Below are 13,801 nucleotides of genomic sequence, written 5' to 3'. Positions count from 1 at the left end.
ATGGGCGAGATCGCCGGTGGCGGCTTCGACGCCGTCGCGGGCCCCTTCGACCTGGTGATCAACGGCACCAGCGCGAGCCTGGCGGGTGACCTGCCGCCGCTGCCCGACGACCTCTTCGCACCGGGCGCCACTGCCCACGACATGATGTATGGCGCCGATCCCACGGTCTTCCTGCGCTGGGCCGCCGAGCGAGGCGCCCGCCCCGTGGATGGCCTGGGCATGCTGGTGGAGCAGGCGGCGGAGTCCTTCTTCCAGTGGCGCGGCAGGCGCCCCGACACCGCCCCGGTGCTGGAGAGGCTCAGGCAGGCGCTTTAAGAAAGAGCGATCGACTGCCGGACCGTCGAGGATGGCGATGATGGGATGCCGTCAGCGTCTTCTGGCGTGGAGCCTTCAGCGTCTTTTGACATAGAGCCCCACCATGCACAGCGCCACGCCGGCCACCGAGGTCAGCATGCCGCCGTTGACCAGCCAGGGGTGGCGGTCGATCCAGGGCACGAAGGGCTGGGCGGTGTCGCGGCAGATGCCCGCCCGGTAGTCCCAGTGTCCCTCCTGGACGAGCAGGCAGTCCCGCACGTCACCCAGTTCCATGAAGTAGGCGCCCATCAGCACCAGAATGGGCGCCACCAGCAGCAGCAGTCCGATCTTCAGCATAGGTTTCGAGCAATCCGTCAGGGGCGCGGGCAGTTGGGTGCGCGGCCGGTATTGCGCGCCCGTTCGTAGCGGGCCATGGCATCGCCCATGGCCGCTTCCAGGCCGCCGATGCGCTGTCCGTGGCTCGGGTGTGTAGACAGCCAGGCCGGTGGCCGGGCGCCGCCCCCGGCGGAGGCCATGTTGTCCCACAGGGCGATGCTGGCGCGCGGGTCGAAGCCGGCGTCGGCCATCAGGTTCAGGCCCAGGGTATCGGCCTCGCTCTCGTGGCGCCGCGAGAAGGGCAGCAGGATGCCGTACTGGGCGCCCATGCCCAGCGCCGCCATCATGGTCTCCCCTCCGGCGCCCTGCATGCCGGAGGCGGAGGAGATAACCGAGAGGCCCAACTGCGTGGCACTCTGGGTGGAGGCGCGCTCATTGGCATGGCGGGCCAGCACGTGGGCGATCTCGTGGCCGATCACCGCGGCGAGCTGGTCCTGGTTGCGGGCGACCTGGAGCAGGCCGGTGTTGATGCCCACGTAGCCGCCGGGGAGGGCGAAGGCGTTGGCCTGCTCGGACTCGAAGACCTTCACCTGCCAGTTCTGGTTGCGGTCCCGCTCGGGTAGGGCGCGAACCACGGCCTCGGTCACGCACTGCACGTAGCGCAGCGGCGCACCGCCGACCGTCGGCAGCTCCTGCTGGTACTGGGCAAAGGCCTGGGCCCCCATCTGGTCGAGCTGCTCATCGGACATCAGGGTCAGCTGCGAGCGTCCGGTGGGCGAGGTGGTACAAGCGGCGAGGCTGACGCTCAGGGCGCCAACGGCAAGCAAGTGGGTCCAGCGCATGGAGAGCTCCTGTCGGTTCCAGATCACTGAGACTCTGGACGGGGCGTCGAGGTTCGCCACAAGATACCCCGAACGCCGGTGAGGTCAACCGCGAAACATGCACACCCGGAGGAAGTTCCATGGACGCCGAGCTGACGCGTCGTTTGCTCAAGCTGCTGGATCACGTCGAACACTGGCTGCCGCCAGCACCTCTGGAGGTGGACTGGGAGCGCGATGTCGCCGCCCTCTGGCAGCGCCACGCCCTGGGGGGCCGGCTGCTGCCGGTGCCGCCTCGGGACGCCCTGGCGCTCGACGACCTGCTGGGCATCGAGCGCCAGAAGCTGGCGCTGGTCGACAACACCCGCGCCTTCCTGCAGGGCCATCCCGCCAACCACGCCCTGCTGTGGGGTTCGCGTGGCAGCGGCAAGTCGTCGCTGATCCGCGCCCTGCTCAACAGCCTGTCCGCCGAGGGCCTGCGCCTGGTGCAGGTGGACCGCCATGACCTCTCGGCACTGCCGGTGCTGGTGGAGCAGCTGCGCCACCAGCGCCAGCGCTTCGTCGTCTACTGCGACGACCTCTCCTTCGAGGGCCACGACGATGCCTACAAGGCGCTGAAGAGCGTGCTGGACGGGGCCCTGACCGGACCGCCGGCCAACGTGCTGCTTTACGCCACCTCCAACCGCCGCCACCTGCTGCCGGAGTCCATGAGCGACAACGAGGGCTCGCGGCTGGTGGGGGACGAGCTCCACCACGGCGATGCCGTGGAGGAGAAGATCTCGCTCTCCGACCGCTTCGGCCTGTGGCTGGGCTTCCACCCCTTCAACCAGGATGTCTACCTGGAGGCCTGCTGCCATTGGGTCACCCAGCTGGGCCGTCGCGAGGACTGGAACGCCGAGGCCCGCGCCGAGGCGATCCGCTTCGCCACCCTGCGCGGCGGGCGCAGCGGCCGCGGCGCCTGGCAGTTCGCCACCCAGTGGGTGGGCAGGCGCCGCCTGCACGGGAAGTAGCTGATACGTCCAGTTGAGTCCAGGCAGCGGGGCTGATCCGGCGACAGGCCCTACCACTTCCCTACGACCTGTCCCCGGCGCCCCTCTTGTCCTTTGGCGATCTTACCCCTGCGGAATCAGCGAGCCGTCCTCGCCGACGCCCAGGCGGATGGTGGGGGTGAGCAGGCCGGCGGGCAGGGTCATGCCCAGGCCGCGCAGGTCCCCGGGGGTGATCGCCAGTTCGCTGCCGGCGGGCAGCTCGCCCTGGCGGGCCAGCTGGCTGGCCAGCTCCACCATGGGAGCCAGCTGCTCGCGGCCCCCGCCCAACAGGTCGAAGGCCACCGGCAGACGCAGGTTGGCATCGTCGCCCGAGGTCAGGGTCACGTCCTGGTCGTAGTCGCCACTGACCGGCTCCACGCCGGGCATGTCCAGGGTCCAGCGGAAGCCGGCCATCTCCACGGGGGGCATCCCGATGGGCAACCCCAGGCCCATGGCCAGGGTCGCCTGCAGGGGCAGGCTGCCGGCGCCGAGGCTCGACATCGCCAGGGACATGAGGTCGCTGGTGTCGAGGCGGGCATCCACGGCGTAGGGGCCGATGCGCACCTCCTCCACTCCCAGGGAGGTCACGGCCAGGCGGAAGGCGAAGAGGCCGGTCTGGGGAATCGCCAGGCAGCCGCCGAGCAGGGCAGCCATGCAGAACGGGGCGAGCAGGCGCCAGCGGCGTCTCAGGCGACGGGTGAGCATGGTGGAATCCTCCGGGAGAGCAGCGGTGCTGCATTGCAGCGAAGCGCGTATTTCAGGGCCAGCGGCGCTCCACGTCAAGCCGTCGGGCCACTTCCCGGCCCACGGCAGAAGCAAGACTGTCGGCGTTCTACGACAGCGCCCGGCGGGTCACGATGACCGGCCGGGCGCTGGGGGCGTGAAGGGGAGGGGAGGACGGTTCAGCGGCGACTCCGCCGGGCCTCCTTGGTACGGCCCAGTTCACGCTTCTTGGCCTTCTCACGGTCGCTGGCGCCGGCCATCTGGTCGTAGGGGTTCTCCCCGGACCGGAACTCGAAGCGCATGGGGGTGCCGCGCACCTTGAGCACCTTGCGGAAGGTGTTGGTCAGGTAGCGCTTGTAGGCCTCCGGCAGTGAGCCGGTCTGGTTGCCGTGAACGACGATGATCGGCGGGTTGCTGCCGCCCTGGTGGGCCATGCGCAGCTTGATGCGTCGCCCGCGCACCAGCGGCGGCTGGTGGGCCTCCACGGCGTCCTGGAGGATGGTGGTCAGGCGGTTGGTGGACCAGTGGGCGTTGGCCGAGGCGAAGGCACGCTCCAGCGACGGGTAGAGGTCCCCCACCCCGGTGCCGTGCAGCGCCGAGATGAAGTGCAGGTCGGCATAGTCGGCGAAGCCCAGGCGGCGCTTGATCTCGGCGCGCATCGACTCCTTGGCCTCGTGCTCAAGGCCGTCCCACTTGTTGACCGCCAGCACCAGGGCGCGCCCGCTGGTCAGCACGTAGTCCAGCAGGTGGAGGTCCTGCTCGACGAGGCCGCTGCGGGCATCGAGCACCACGATGGCCACGTGGCACTCCTTGATCGCCTCCAGGGTCTTGATGATCGAGAACTTCTCGGCCACCTCGCGGACGTTCTTGCGGCGCCTGACCCCGGCGGTGTCCACCAGCACGTAGGGCTTGCCGCGACGCTCGAAGGGGATCTCGATGGCGTCGCGGGTGGTGCCGGCCTCGTCGAAGACCACCACCCGCTCCTCGCCGAGCAGGCGGTTGACCAGGGTCGACTTGCCCACGTTGGGGCGGCCGATCACCCCGATGCGGATGCCCTTGGTGCCGGTGTCCGCGGGGATGCTCTCGTCCCGCGCGGGGAAGGGCTCGAGCACCTCCTCGATCAATGCGGTGACGTTGCGGCCATGGGAGGCGGCGATGGGGTGCGGGTCGCCGAGCCCCAGCTGCCAGAAGTCGGCCATGGCGCTGTGCTCCTCCAGGCCATCGACCTTGTTGACCACCAGCCAGGTCTTCTTCTGGTTGACCCGCAGGTGGTTGGCGATGGCCTCGTCGGCGACGTTGAGGCCGGCACGGGCGTCGACCAGGAAGAGCACGATGTCGGCCTCGTCGATGGCCACCAGCGACTGCTCGGCCATGGCGGCATCGATGCCCTCCTCGTCACCGCTGATGCCGCCGGTGTCGATCACCGTGTAGGCCTTGTCGCCGAGCATGCCGTTGCCGTACTTGCGGTCGCGGGTCAGCCCCGGGAAGTCTGCCACCAGGGCGTCCCGCGAGCGGGTCAGGCGGTTGAAGAGCGTCGACTTGCCGACATTGGGGCGGCCGACCAGGGCGATCACCGGCGTCATGGGCGAAGCTCCAGGGCTTCCAGGGTGCCGTCGTTGGCCAGGGCATAGATGCGCCGGCGATCGGTGAGCGGGCGCACGCCGATTCCCGAGCCATCGATGCGAGTGCGGCCGACGATCTCGCCCTCGCGGGCATCGATCAGGTGCAGGTAGCCCTCAGCGTCGCCCACCACCAGGTGGTCGGTGGCATAGGCCGGCGCGGTGAGCGAGCGCCCCTCGAGGGCCTCGTTGCGCCAGATCTCGTTGCCGGACCCGGCATCCACGGCGATGACGTGGCTGGCCTCGTCGACCACGAACAGGAAGTCCCCCACCAGGATCGGGGTGTGGTAGCTGGAGAGCTCCCGCGACCACTGCACCTCGCCGGAAGGGGCATCGAGGGCCGCCAGGCGGCCGTTGTAGCTGGTCACGAAGAGCCGGCCGTCCTGGGTGAGGACCGGCTGGCCGGCCAGGTCAACCAGGCGGTCGATCTCGCTGCGCCCCTGGGGAATGGCGATGCGGCGCTCCCAGAGCGGCTGGCCGCTGCGGTTGTCCAGCGTCACCAGGCGGCCGTTGGCGAAACCGGCGAAGGTGACCGGGTCGATCACCGTGGGCGTGCCGGTGCCGCGCAGGGTCAGCGAGGGGCGCGGGCCGCTGTAGACCCAGCGTTCGTCGCCGCTCTGGCGGTCCAGGGCCGTGACGCGGCCATCGACGGCCTGCACCACCAGCAGCTGTTGGTTGGCCTGGGGCGCGGCCAGCACCTCGCTGGTGACCCGCGCACGCCACTGGACCTTGCCGTCGGCCTGGTCCAGGGAGAGCACTTCACCGTTGCGGGTGGCCAGGAAGAGGCTGCCGGCCACGGCGGTCAGGCCGCTGGAGACCGGCGTGTCGAGCTCCACCTCCCAGCGGGTCTCGCCGCTGTCGGCATCCAGAGCCTCTACCAGGCCACGGCCATCGGCCGCGAACAGGGTGTCACCCTCCTGGGTCGGCGCCACCGGGTAGCCGGCCTCGCCGAGCCCCTTGCCGACGCGCTCGCGCCACAGGGTCTCCAGCTCGGTGGTGGCCTCCAGGGAGGAGAGTTCCCGCGGGGCGTACTCGGGCTCGGCCTTGCCGGCACAGCCGGCCAGCAGGGCCAGGGCGGCGGTGGCGGCAATCAGCAGGGTCGGTCTCATAGGGTGGCCTCCTCGGCGCCGAGGTCATCCAGCTTGAGCTGGACGCCGTACAGCGGCTGATCACGTTGCTCGGCGAGGGTCAGGGCCTCGCGCCAGGCCTCACTGGCCCGCTCGGCGCGTCCCAGGGCATGCTGGGCATCGCCGCGGACCTCGGCGCGCTGGGCCGCCAGGGCCTCGGGCACGCCCTCCAGGGTGGTCAGGGCCGTCTCGGCACTGCCCTCGGCGAGCTGCAGGCGGGCCAGGCGCAGGCGCGCCAGGCCCTCGAGGTAGTCGCGTCCGCTGTTCTCGACCACCGCCTCCAGGGCGGCCCGGGCACGCTCGCGGTCTCCCGCATCGACGGCCAGGCGGGCGTCGAGCAGCCGCGCCAGGTCGGCATAGAGGGTCTTGCCGTGCTCGTCGGTGATCTCGCCGACCAGCTCGTCGGCGCGCTGTCGGGCATCGTCGTCCAGGTCGTCCCGGCCGCTGAGGTCGAGCAGCTGCTGGTAGCGCATGGAGGCCGCCTCGGCCTTGCCCGCCTGATAGTCCTGCCAGGCGTTCCAGCCGAACACGCCGGCCGCGGCGATGACCACGCCGGCGATCAGCGAGGTACCGTTCTCCTTCCACCAGCGCTTGATGGCCTCAAGCTGTTCTTCCTCGGTTCTCAGCTCCGCCACGGGCGGTCTCCTCTCGATGCGGGTGGCCGTCAGGCGAAGGATTCGCCTTCCAGCAGGGATGTCAGGGTCTCGGCGAGCCCGGCCTGGGAGAGGCGCTGCTGCTCGCGCTCCTCGCGCAGGAACTTCAGGGTCACGCTGCCCTCGGCCAGCTCGTCCTCGCCGAGCAGCAGGGCCAGGCGGGCGCCGCTGCGGTCGGCCTTCTTGATGCGGCTCTTGAAGCTGCCGCCGCCGCAGTGCAACTGCAGGCGAAGCTCGGGCAGCGCCTCGCGCAGGCGCTCGCCGAGCAGCAGGGCGGCGGAGGTGGCCGCCTCGCCCATGGGCAGCAGGTAGACGTCCAGCTCGTCGCGGGCGCTATCGGGCAGCAGCTCCAGGGTGTCGAGCAGCAGCACCAGCCGCTCGATGCCCATGGCGAAGCCCACTGCCGGGGTCGGCTTGCCGCCGAGCTGTTCCACCAGGCCGTCGTAGCGGCCGCCGGCGCACACCGTCCCCTGGCTGCCCAGCGCCGTGGTGGTCCACTCGAAGACGGTGCGGCCGTAGTAGTCCAGGCCGCGTACCAGCCGCGGGTTGATCACGTAGTCGATGCCGGCGGCGTCGAGCAGCGCGCAGAGCTGCTCGAAGTGCGCGCGGGAGGCGTCATCCAGGTGGTCCATCAGCCTCGGCGCGCCATCGAGCATCTCGGCCATGGCGGGGTTCTTGGAGTCGAGGATGCGCATCGGGTTGCTGGTGAGGCGCCGGCGGGAGTCCTCGTCGAGCAGGGCGTGGTGCTGCTCGAAGTAGGCCACCAGGGTGTCGCGGTAGGCGGCACGCGCCTCGGAGGAGCCCAGGGAGTTGAGCTCCAGGGTGACGTGCTCGTAGAGCCCCAGGGCCTTCCACAGGCGGGCCGAGAGCAGGATCGTCTCGGCATCGATGTCCGGCCCCTCGAGGCCGAAGGCCTCCACGCCGACCTGGTGGAACTGGCGGTAGCGGCCCTTCTGGGGGCGCTCGTGGCGGAACATGGGGCCCTGGTACCAGAGGCGCTGGGTCTGGTTGTGCAGCAGGCCGTGCTCCATGGCGGCGCGCACGCAGCTCGCCGTGCCCTCGGGGCGCAGGGTCAGGCTGTCGCCGTTGCGGTCGTCGAAGGTGTACATTTCCTTCTCGACGATGTCGGTGACCTCGCCGATGGAGCGCTTGAACAGCGCCGTCTGCTCGACGATGGGCGTGCGGATCTCGGCGTAGCCGTAGCGGCGCATCAGCGCCTGGACCTGGCCCTCGACGTACTGCCACAACACCGACTGGTCCGGCAGCAGGTCGTTCATGCCACGGATGGCCTGGATCTTCTTCTTGCCTGGTTCTTTCTGACTGGCTTGGGACTTGCTCAATGCTTGCTCCTTGTCTGCTCGCCGGACGCCACCCAGGGGGTCAGGCGTCCCGGGCGATGACATCCTGTTCGGCCTGCTGCTTCTCGCGCACCTTGTCGCGGATCAGCCGCTCCAGGTCGTCCACCAGGTGATCGTTGCGCAACTTGCTCGCCGGCTTGCCGTCGATGTAGACGAGGTTGGCGGGGGTGCCGCCGGTGAGACCGATATCGCTCTCCTTCGCCTCGCCGGGGCCGTTGACCACGCAGCCGATCACCGAGACGTCCAGCGGGGTCATGACGTCCTCCAGGCGCTCCTCGAGGGCGTTCATGGTGCCGATGACGTCGAAGTTCTGGCGCGAGCAGCTGGGGCAGGCGATGAAGTTGATGCCCTTGCTGCGCAGGCGCAGGCTCTTGAGCATGTCGTAGCCGACCTTGATCTCCTCGACCGGGTCGGCGGCCAGCGACACGCGGATGGTGTCGCCGATGCCGTCCATCAGCAGCATGCCCAGCCCGATGGAGGACTTGACGGTCCCCGAGCGCAGCCCGCCGGCCTCGGTGATGCCGAGGTGCAGCGGTTGCTCGATGCGCGTGGCCAGGTCGCGGTAGGCGGCCACCGCCATGAAGACGTCGGAGGCCTTGACGCTGACCTTGAAGTCGGGGAAGTCGAGGCGATCCAGGTGGTCGATATGGCGCATCGCCGACTCGACCAGGGCCGCGGGGGTGGGCTCGCCGTACTTCTTCTGCAGGTCCTTCTCCAGGGAGCCTGCATTGACGCCGATGCGGATCGGGATGCCGTTGTCGCGGGCGGCCGAGACCACGGCGCGCACGCGCTCTTCCTTGCCGATGTTACCGGGGTTGATGCGCAGGCAGTCGACGCCGAGCTCGGCGACGCGCAGGGCGATCTTGTAGTCGAAGTGGATGTCGGCGACCAGCGGGACCTCGACCTCGCGCTTGATGCGGCCGAAGGCCTCCGCGGCGTCCATGTCGGGGACCGAGACGCGCACGATGTCGGCGCCGGCGGCCTCGAGCTGGCGGATCTGCGCCACGGTGGCGGCCACGTCCAGGGTGTCGGTGTTGGTCATGCTCTGGACGGAGATGGGGGCATCGCCCCCGACCGGCACCTTGCCGACATGGATCTGGCGTGACTTGCGACGAACGATGGGGGATTGTGCGTGCATGGTGACGGAATCATTCTCCCAGGGTGAAGCGGGCGACGTTGTTGGCCCCGGCGCGCGCCGGGAGGTCCACGGGCTCGCCTTGCCAGACCAGCTCGACGCCGGTGGCGTTGCCCACGGTCAGGCGGAAGGGCGGTTCGCCTTCGACGCGTGCGGTGGTGCCGGGTTCCTGGAGGCCGACGAAGACGCGCTCGTTGCTGGCGTCGAAGATCTCCGTCCAGGACTGCTCGTTGAAGGTCAGCTCCAGCACCCGCCGGTCGGCGGCCGTCGCCTCGGCGGGGCGCTCGGCCTCGGGGGTCGTCTCGGCGGCGGTGCCTGGTTCGGCCTCCGTGGCCGCCTGGTCGTCGCCTGAGGCCGTGTCGTCGGCAGCGCCCTCGTCCTCGGTCGGTGCCGGCGCCTCGGCGGCGGCGTCGACCGGTGCCTCGGCATCGCCCGGCAAGTCCACGGCGGGGGCGTCCTCGACCAGGCCGAGGTCGCTCTCCTCCTCGGGCAGCGGCGGCAGGGACTCGTCGGTGCCAGCGTCGCCCTCGGTGCCGGTGTCGTCCTCGGTGATGGTGGTGCTGCCGTCGAGGCTATCCACCGACACCGGCCCGCTGTCGCCGGGGGCGGGCGGCTGGCTGCCGCCGCGGCTCTGCCACCACATCAGCGTCAGGCCGATCAGGCCGGCAATCACCAGCACGGTGACCAGGCGGAACAGCCAGGCGCCGAGCTTCGAGGGCGGGCGGGTGACCTGCACCGGGGTGATGCGGTGCTCGGTCTCCTGGGTGCCGAAGCGTGCCTTGTAGGCCTCGAGGACGGGGCGGTCGTCGATGCCGAGCAGGTGGGCGTAGCTGCGCAGGTAGCCGCGGCGATAGGCGGCCACCGGCACCTCCTCGTAGCTGTCGCCCTCCAGCCCCTGGATCACCGCCGGGCGCAGGTTCAGGGCGGCAGCGACCTCCTCGCGGTCGAGGCCCTGGGCCTCGCGCTCGCGACGCAGCATCTCGCCCGGGGAGGCCTGGCGTGGCGCGGTCTCGGCGGCATCATCGGTGTGAATGTCGCTCATGGCTGAGCATCCTTCGTCAGAAAACGGTGGTCTGGGCCCGGCACGGAATCACTCCAGCTGGTCGGCGTAGAAGCTGGCGGTGGCCGGGTCGCCGCGATCCCGGGCAATGTCGCGGGCCAGGCGCAGGGCCTCGGCCCGCGGGCCGGCCAGGCGCATGTAGGTCTCGAGCTGCTGCTCGGCGCGCTCGAGGTTGCCCTGGGCGTACTCGAGCTCGGCCGTGAGCAGGTAGCTGCGCGGACGGCGCGGGGCGATAGCCTGGGCGCGGGACAGGCTCTCGCGGGCCGCCGCGACGTCGCCCATCTCGAGCCGGCACTGGCCGAGGTTGGCGAACAGCTGCGCCCGGTTGTCGTACTGGGTGTCGCGGGAGGCCTGGTCGAGCTGCTCGCAGGCCTCACCGAGGCGGCCACGATCATACAGGAAGGCGGCGTAGTTGTTGCGTGCCCGGGTGAACGAGGGGTCGGCCTCGAGGGCGCGACGGAAGGTCTCGTCGGCGAGCTCGGCCTCGCCCTGGCGCTGGTGGACCATGGCCATCGCCTGCAGGGCCTCGGCATCCCGGGGATCGATCTCCAGGGCGCGGTCCAGGGCATTCATGGCGCGGGGGAGGTTGTCGCGCTCGAGGTAGGCCACGCCGAGGCGGGTATAGGCATCGGAGGCCTCGTTGCCGCTGCCTCCCGGCAGGTTGGTCTGGGTGGCGCAACCGGCCAGCCACAACGAGCCCAGCAGCATGGTGGCGGCGGGTATCTGCCTCAGGCCGGTCATGCGCGGGCGACGAGTCATGGCATCCTCTCAGAGTGGGCACGGAACCGGTGGCCGCGGGTGGCTGGCAACACGCAGGCGACGGTGAAAAAAGGCCCGTCCATCAAAGCGCCGAGCCCGGTTGAAGTCAAGGTGGGCCCGGCTCAGTCGGCGTCGATCTGGATGGACTGGATATAGCGCTCGTGGCGCTTGGTGCGATCCTTCACCCTGCCCACCAGCTGGCCGCAGGCGGCATCGATGTCGTCGCCGCGGGTGGTGCGGATCGGCGCCGTGTAGCCCAGCTCATAGAGCCACTGCTGGAAGCGCACCACCTGGTTGCGCGACGGCTTCTCGTAGCCCGAGTGCGGGAAGGGGTTGAACGGAATCAGGTTGATCTTGCACGGCAGCTCCTCGAGCAAGGCGGCGAGCTGCTCGGCGTGCTCCTGCTGGTCGTTGACGTCCTTGATCACCGTGTACTCGATGGTCACCATCCGCGTGTCGTGGCACTTGGCCAGGTAGCGGTGGCAGGCGTCGAGCAGGGTGCGGATGTTGTACTTGCGGTTGAGCGGTACCAGCTCGTTGCGCAGCTCGTCATTGGCGGCATGCAGCGAGATGGCCAGGCTCACGTCGAGCTCGTCGCCGAGCCTGTCGAGCATCGGCACCACGCCCGAGGTGGAGAGCGTGACGCGGCGCTTGGAGAGGCCGTAGCCGTCGTCGTCGAGCATCAGCTTCATCGCCGGGACGACGTTGTCGTAGTTCAGCAGCGGCTCGCCCATGCCCATCATCACCACGTTGGTGACGGGGCGATGGGCGGTGTCGCGGCGCGGCCCCACGCTGCGCTGGGCCACCCACACCTGGCCGATGATCTCGGCGGCGGTGAGGTTGCGCTGGAATCCCTGCTTGCCGGTGGAGCAGAAGCTGCAGTCCAGCGAGCAGCCGACCTGGGAGGAGACGCACAGGGTGCGCCGCTTGCCGTTGTCGGCGGGGATCAGCACCGTCTCCACGTAGCTGCCGTCCTCCACCTCGAGCACCCACTTGCGGGTGCCGTCGCTGGAGGTGCCCTCGTAGACCACGCCCGGGCCGCGGATCTCGGCGACCTCGGCCAGGCGCGAGCGCAGCGCCTTGGAGAGGTTGGTCATGGCGGCGAAGTCATCGCAGCCCTCGATGTGGATCCACTTCATCACCTGGGCGGCACGGAACTTCTTCTCGCCGATGGAGAGGAAAAAGGCTTCCATCTCCTCGCGGGTCATGCCGAGCAGGTTGGTGAGACGGGGAACAGTGGTGGCAGTCATGGCGGTCAGCGAGTCGTTGGGGCAGTGGGCGGCGGGGGCTTTGCCCCCGCTGGGCAGAAGAGCTGCCTAAGGGAACTTCTGATTTATGTCGCGAGCGAAGAGAGGTTGGTCGACGCCGGAGCGCAGAGACCGGAGCCTATGCGGTACTAGGTGAGGATTTCGACCGGGCTGGCGTACCAGCACCGCCGGCGACCAAGATATCGAGCGCAGCAATAAATCAGTGTTTCCTCAGCGCGGGCAGATCTCGTCAGCCGCAAAGAAGTAGGCAATCTCGCGCTCGGCGGACTCCGGGGAGTCGGAGCCATGCACGGCGTTGGCGTCGATGGTCTCGGCGAAGTCGGCACGGATGGTGCCCGGAGCCGCTTCCTTGGGGTTGGTGGCACCCATCAGGTCACGGTTCCTGGCGATGGCGTCCTCGCCCTCGAGCACCTGCACGACCACCGGGCCGGAGGTCATGAAGCCGACCAGGTCCTTGAAGAAGGGGCGCTCCTTGTGCTCGGCGTAGAAGCCACCGGCCTTCTCCTCGGTGAGCTGGAGCATCTTGGCGGCCACGATCTTCAGGCCTCCCTTCTCGAAGCGGCTCTCGATCTCGCCGATCACGCTCTTGGCGACGGCATCGGGCTTGATGATGGACAGGGTGCGCTGGTTGGCCATGGGGGCATGTCTCCGGTTGGTTGGAAAATTGAAGTGGTGATGGATAGCGCCGCGCCGCCCCTGGCTCCCCGGGGGAGAGGGCGGCGCGACAAATCAAATGATGCGGCCGGCGAGCGGCGGTTCGGCAGCGTGTGCCGACTGGGCGGCGAGTATAACGCTCCGGGACGGCGTTGAACAATCGTTCAGACGCTGAAGCTCTCGCCGCAGCCGCACTGGTCCTTGACGTTGGGGTTGTTGAAGCGGAAGAAGCGGTTGAGCCCCTCCGAGACGTAGTCGACCTCGCTGCCATCGAGCATCTCCAGGGCCTCGGGGGCGACGAAGACCGTCACACCGTGCTCCTCGAAGGTCACATCGTCGTTGGCCGCCTCGTCGGCGAAGTCGAGCACGTAGCTGTAGCCGGAGCAGCCGCTGGGCTTGACCGAGACCCGCAGGCCAAGGCCGTGGCCCCGCTCATCGAGCACCCGGTGGATCTGCTCGGCGGCGGCAGTGGTGATCGAAAGGTGCGCCATGGTCTCTCTCCTGAACGTGGTAGGGTCAGACCGCCCGGCGACGCAGCCCGCCCAGGGCGTGTCGCAGGGCATCCAGTGTGCGATCGATATCGGCCTCGGTGGTGTAGCGGCCGAAGCTGAAGCGCAGCGAGGCCAGCGCCAGGGAGCGCGGCAGGCCGATGCCCTTCAGTACATAGGAGGGCTCGACGCTCGCCGAGTTGCAGGCCGAGCCGGTGGAGAGCGCGATGTCACGCAGCGCCATCAGCAGCGACTCGCCCTCGACCCCCGCGAAGGCCAGGTTGAGGATGTTGGGGACCGCCAGCTCGACCGCGGTGTTGCGGTGGATGCCGTCGAGATCGCCGAGACCCTCGAGCAGGCGGTCGCGCAGGGCGGTGATGCGGGCCTGGTCGGCCTCGCCCTCGGCGGCGGCGATGGCGAAGGCCTCGCCCATGCCGGCGATCTGGTGGGTGGCCAGGGTGCCCGAGCGCATGCCGCGCTC

General features: G+C 69.6%; 15 protein-coding genes and 1 pseudogene. 2 read left to right on the top strand and 14 right to left on the bottom strand.

All coding sequences use genetic code 11. The features are described from left to right. Window positions 1–315: pseudogene (gene aroE / locus SCI24_RS17490) on the top strand (shikimate dehydrogenase); the annotation flags it as partial. Between the two features lie 75 nt (window positions 316–390). On the opposite strand, the gene SCI24_RS17485 reads toward aroE, so the two are convergent. Both SCI24_RS17485 and SCI24_RS17480 read right to left on the bottom strand, forming a co-directional pair. Continuing rightward, window positions 391–651 (bottom strand): hypothetical protein, encoded by a 261-nt coding sequence (locus SCI24_RS17485; protein WP_318726598.1) that lies wholly within the window; start codon window positions 649–651, stop codon window positions 391–393. Window positions 652–668: 17 nt separating this feature from the next. Then, window positions 669–1,472 (bottom strand): M48 family metallopeptidase, encoded by an 804-nt coding sequence (locus SCI24_RS17480; protein WP_318726597.1) that lies wholly within the window; start codon window positions 1,470–1,472, stop codon window positions 669–671. Window positions 1,473–1,591: 119 nt separating this feature from the next. Between SCI24_RS17480 and SCI24_RS17475 the strand changes: the two genes are divergently transcribed. Then, window positions 1,592–2,458 (top strand): ATP-binding protein, encoded by an 867-nt coding sequence (locus tag SCI24_RS17475; RefSeq protein ID WP_318726596.1) that lies wholly within the window; start codon window positions 1,592–1,594, stop codon window positions 2,456–2,458. A gap of 102 nt (window positions 2,459–2,560) precedes the next feature. On the opposite strand, the gene SCI24_RS17470 is transcribed toward SCI24_RS17475, so the two are convergent. The 12 genes from SCI24_RS17470 to SCI24_RS17415 all read right to left on the bottom strand — a co-directional run. After that, window positions 2,561–3,181: a hypothetical protein gene (locus tag SCI24_RS17470; RefSeq protein WP_318726595.1), complete on the bottom strand. Its 621-nt coding sequence runs from the start codon at window positions 3,179–3,181 to the stop codon at window positions 2,561–2,563. Window positions 3,182–3,378: 197 nt separating this feature from the next. Continuing rightward, complete coding sequence (der, locus tag SCI24_RS17465; RefSeq protein WP_318726594.1) at window positions 3,379–4,782, bottom strand: ribosome biogenesis GTPase Der; 1,404 nt, start codon at window positions 4,780–4,782, stop codon at window positions 3,379–3,381. After that, window positions 4,779–5,927, bottom strand: coding sequence for an outer membrane protein assembly factor BamB (bamB, locus tag SCI24_RS17460; RefSeq protein WP_318726593.1), 1,149 nt, complete (start codon window positions 5,925–5,927; stop codon window positions 4,779–4,781). Before bamB ends, der begins: the two co-directional genes overlap by 4 nt. After that, window positions 5,924–6,580: a tetratricopeptide repeat protein gene (locus tag SCI24_RS17455; protein ID WP_318726592.1), complete on the bottom strand. Its 657-nt coding sequence runs from the start codon at window positions 6,578–6,580 to the stop codon at window positions 5,924–5,926. The genes bamB and SCI24_RS17455 overlap by 4 nt, the downstream gene beginning before the upstream one ends. Before the next feature lie 29 nt (window positions 6,581–6,609). After that, the gene (gene hisS / locus SCI24_RS17450) at window positions 6,610–7,938 is read right to left on the bottom strand and encodes a histidine--tRNA ligase (RefSeq protein ID WP_318726591.1); all 1,329 of its coding nucleotides are present in this window, start codon (window positions 7,936–7,938) and stop codon (window positions 6,610–6,612) included. 40 nt (window positions 7,939–7,978) lie between these two features. Then, the gene (ispG, locus tag SCI24_RS17445) at window positions 7,979–9,094 is read right to left on the bottom strand and encodes a flavodoxin-dependent (E)-4-hydroxy-3-methylbut-2-enyl-diphosphate synthase (RefSeq protein WP_318726590.1); all 1,116 of its coding nucleotides are present in this window, start codon (window positions 9,092–9,094) and stop codon (window positions 7,979–7,981) included. 10 nt (window positions 9,095–9,104) lie between these two features. Next, window positions 9,105–10,133: a RodZ domain-containing protein gene (locus SCI24_RS17440; protein ID WP_318726589.1), complete on the bottom strand. Its 1,029-nt coding sequence runs from the start codon at window positions 10,131–10,133 to the stop codon at window positions 9,105–9,107. A gap of 48 nt (window positions 10,134–10,181) precedes the next feature. Next, a complete protein-coding gene (pilW, locus tag SCI24_RS17435; RefSeq protein ID WP_318726588.1) occupies window positions 10,182–10,910 on the bottom strand; it encodes a type IV pilus biogenesis/stability protein PilW in 729 nt (242 codons plus the stop codon). 122 nt (window positions 10,911–11,032) lie between these two features. After that, window positions 11,033–12,160: a 23S rRNA (adenine(2503)-C(2))-methyltransferase RlmN gene (gene rlmN / locus SCI24_RS17430; RefSeq protein WP_318726587.1), complete on the bottom strand. Its 1,128-nt coding sequence runs from the start codon at window positions 12,158–12,160 to the stop codon at window positions 11,033–11,035. Between the two features lie 228 nt (window positions 12,161–12,388). Then, on the bottom strand, window positions 12,389–12,814 hold the full coding sequence (ndk, locus tag SCI24_RS17425) for a nucleoside-diphosphate kinase (RefSeq protein WP_318726586.1): 426 nt from the start codon (window positions 12,812–12,814) through the stop codon (window positions 12,389–12,391). Between the two features lie 182 nt (window positions 12,815–12,996). Continuing rightward, window positions 12,997–13,323, bottom strand: a complete 327-nt coding sequence (locus SCI24_RS17420; RefSeq protein WP_106231851.1) for a HesB/IscA family protein — start codon at window positions 13,321–13,323, stop codon at window positions 12,997–12,999. A 25-nt stretch (window positions 13,324–13,348) separates the two neighbouring features. Next, on the bottom strand, window positions 13,349–13,801 hold a 453-nt coding region (locus SCI24_RS17415), incomplete at its 5' end, for an aminotransferase class V-fold PLP-dependent enzyme (RefSeq protein ID WP_318726585.1).

The sequence above is a fragment of the Halomonas sp. genome (genome assembly GCF_033549285.1).
Taxonomy (GTDB): domain Bacteria; phylum Pseudomonadota; class Gammaproteobacteria; order Pseudomonadales; family Halomonadaceae; genus Halomonas.
The sequence above is the reverse complement of the archived record's forward strand: the minus strand, read 5'-3'. Positions and strand labels throughout refer to the sequence as shown.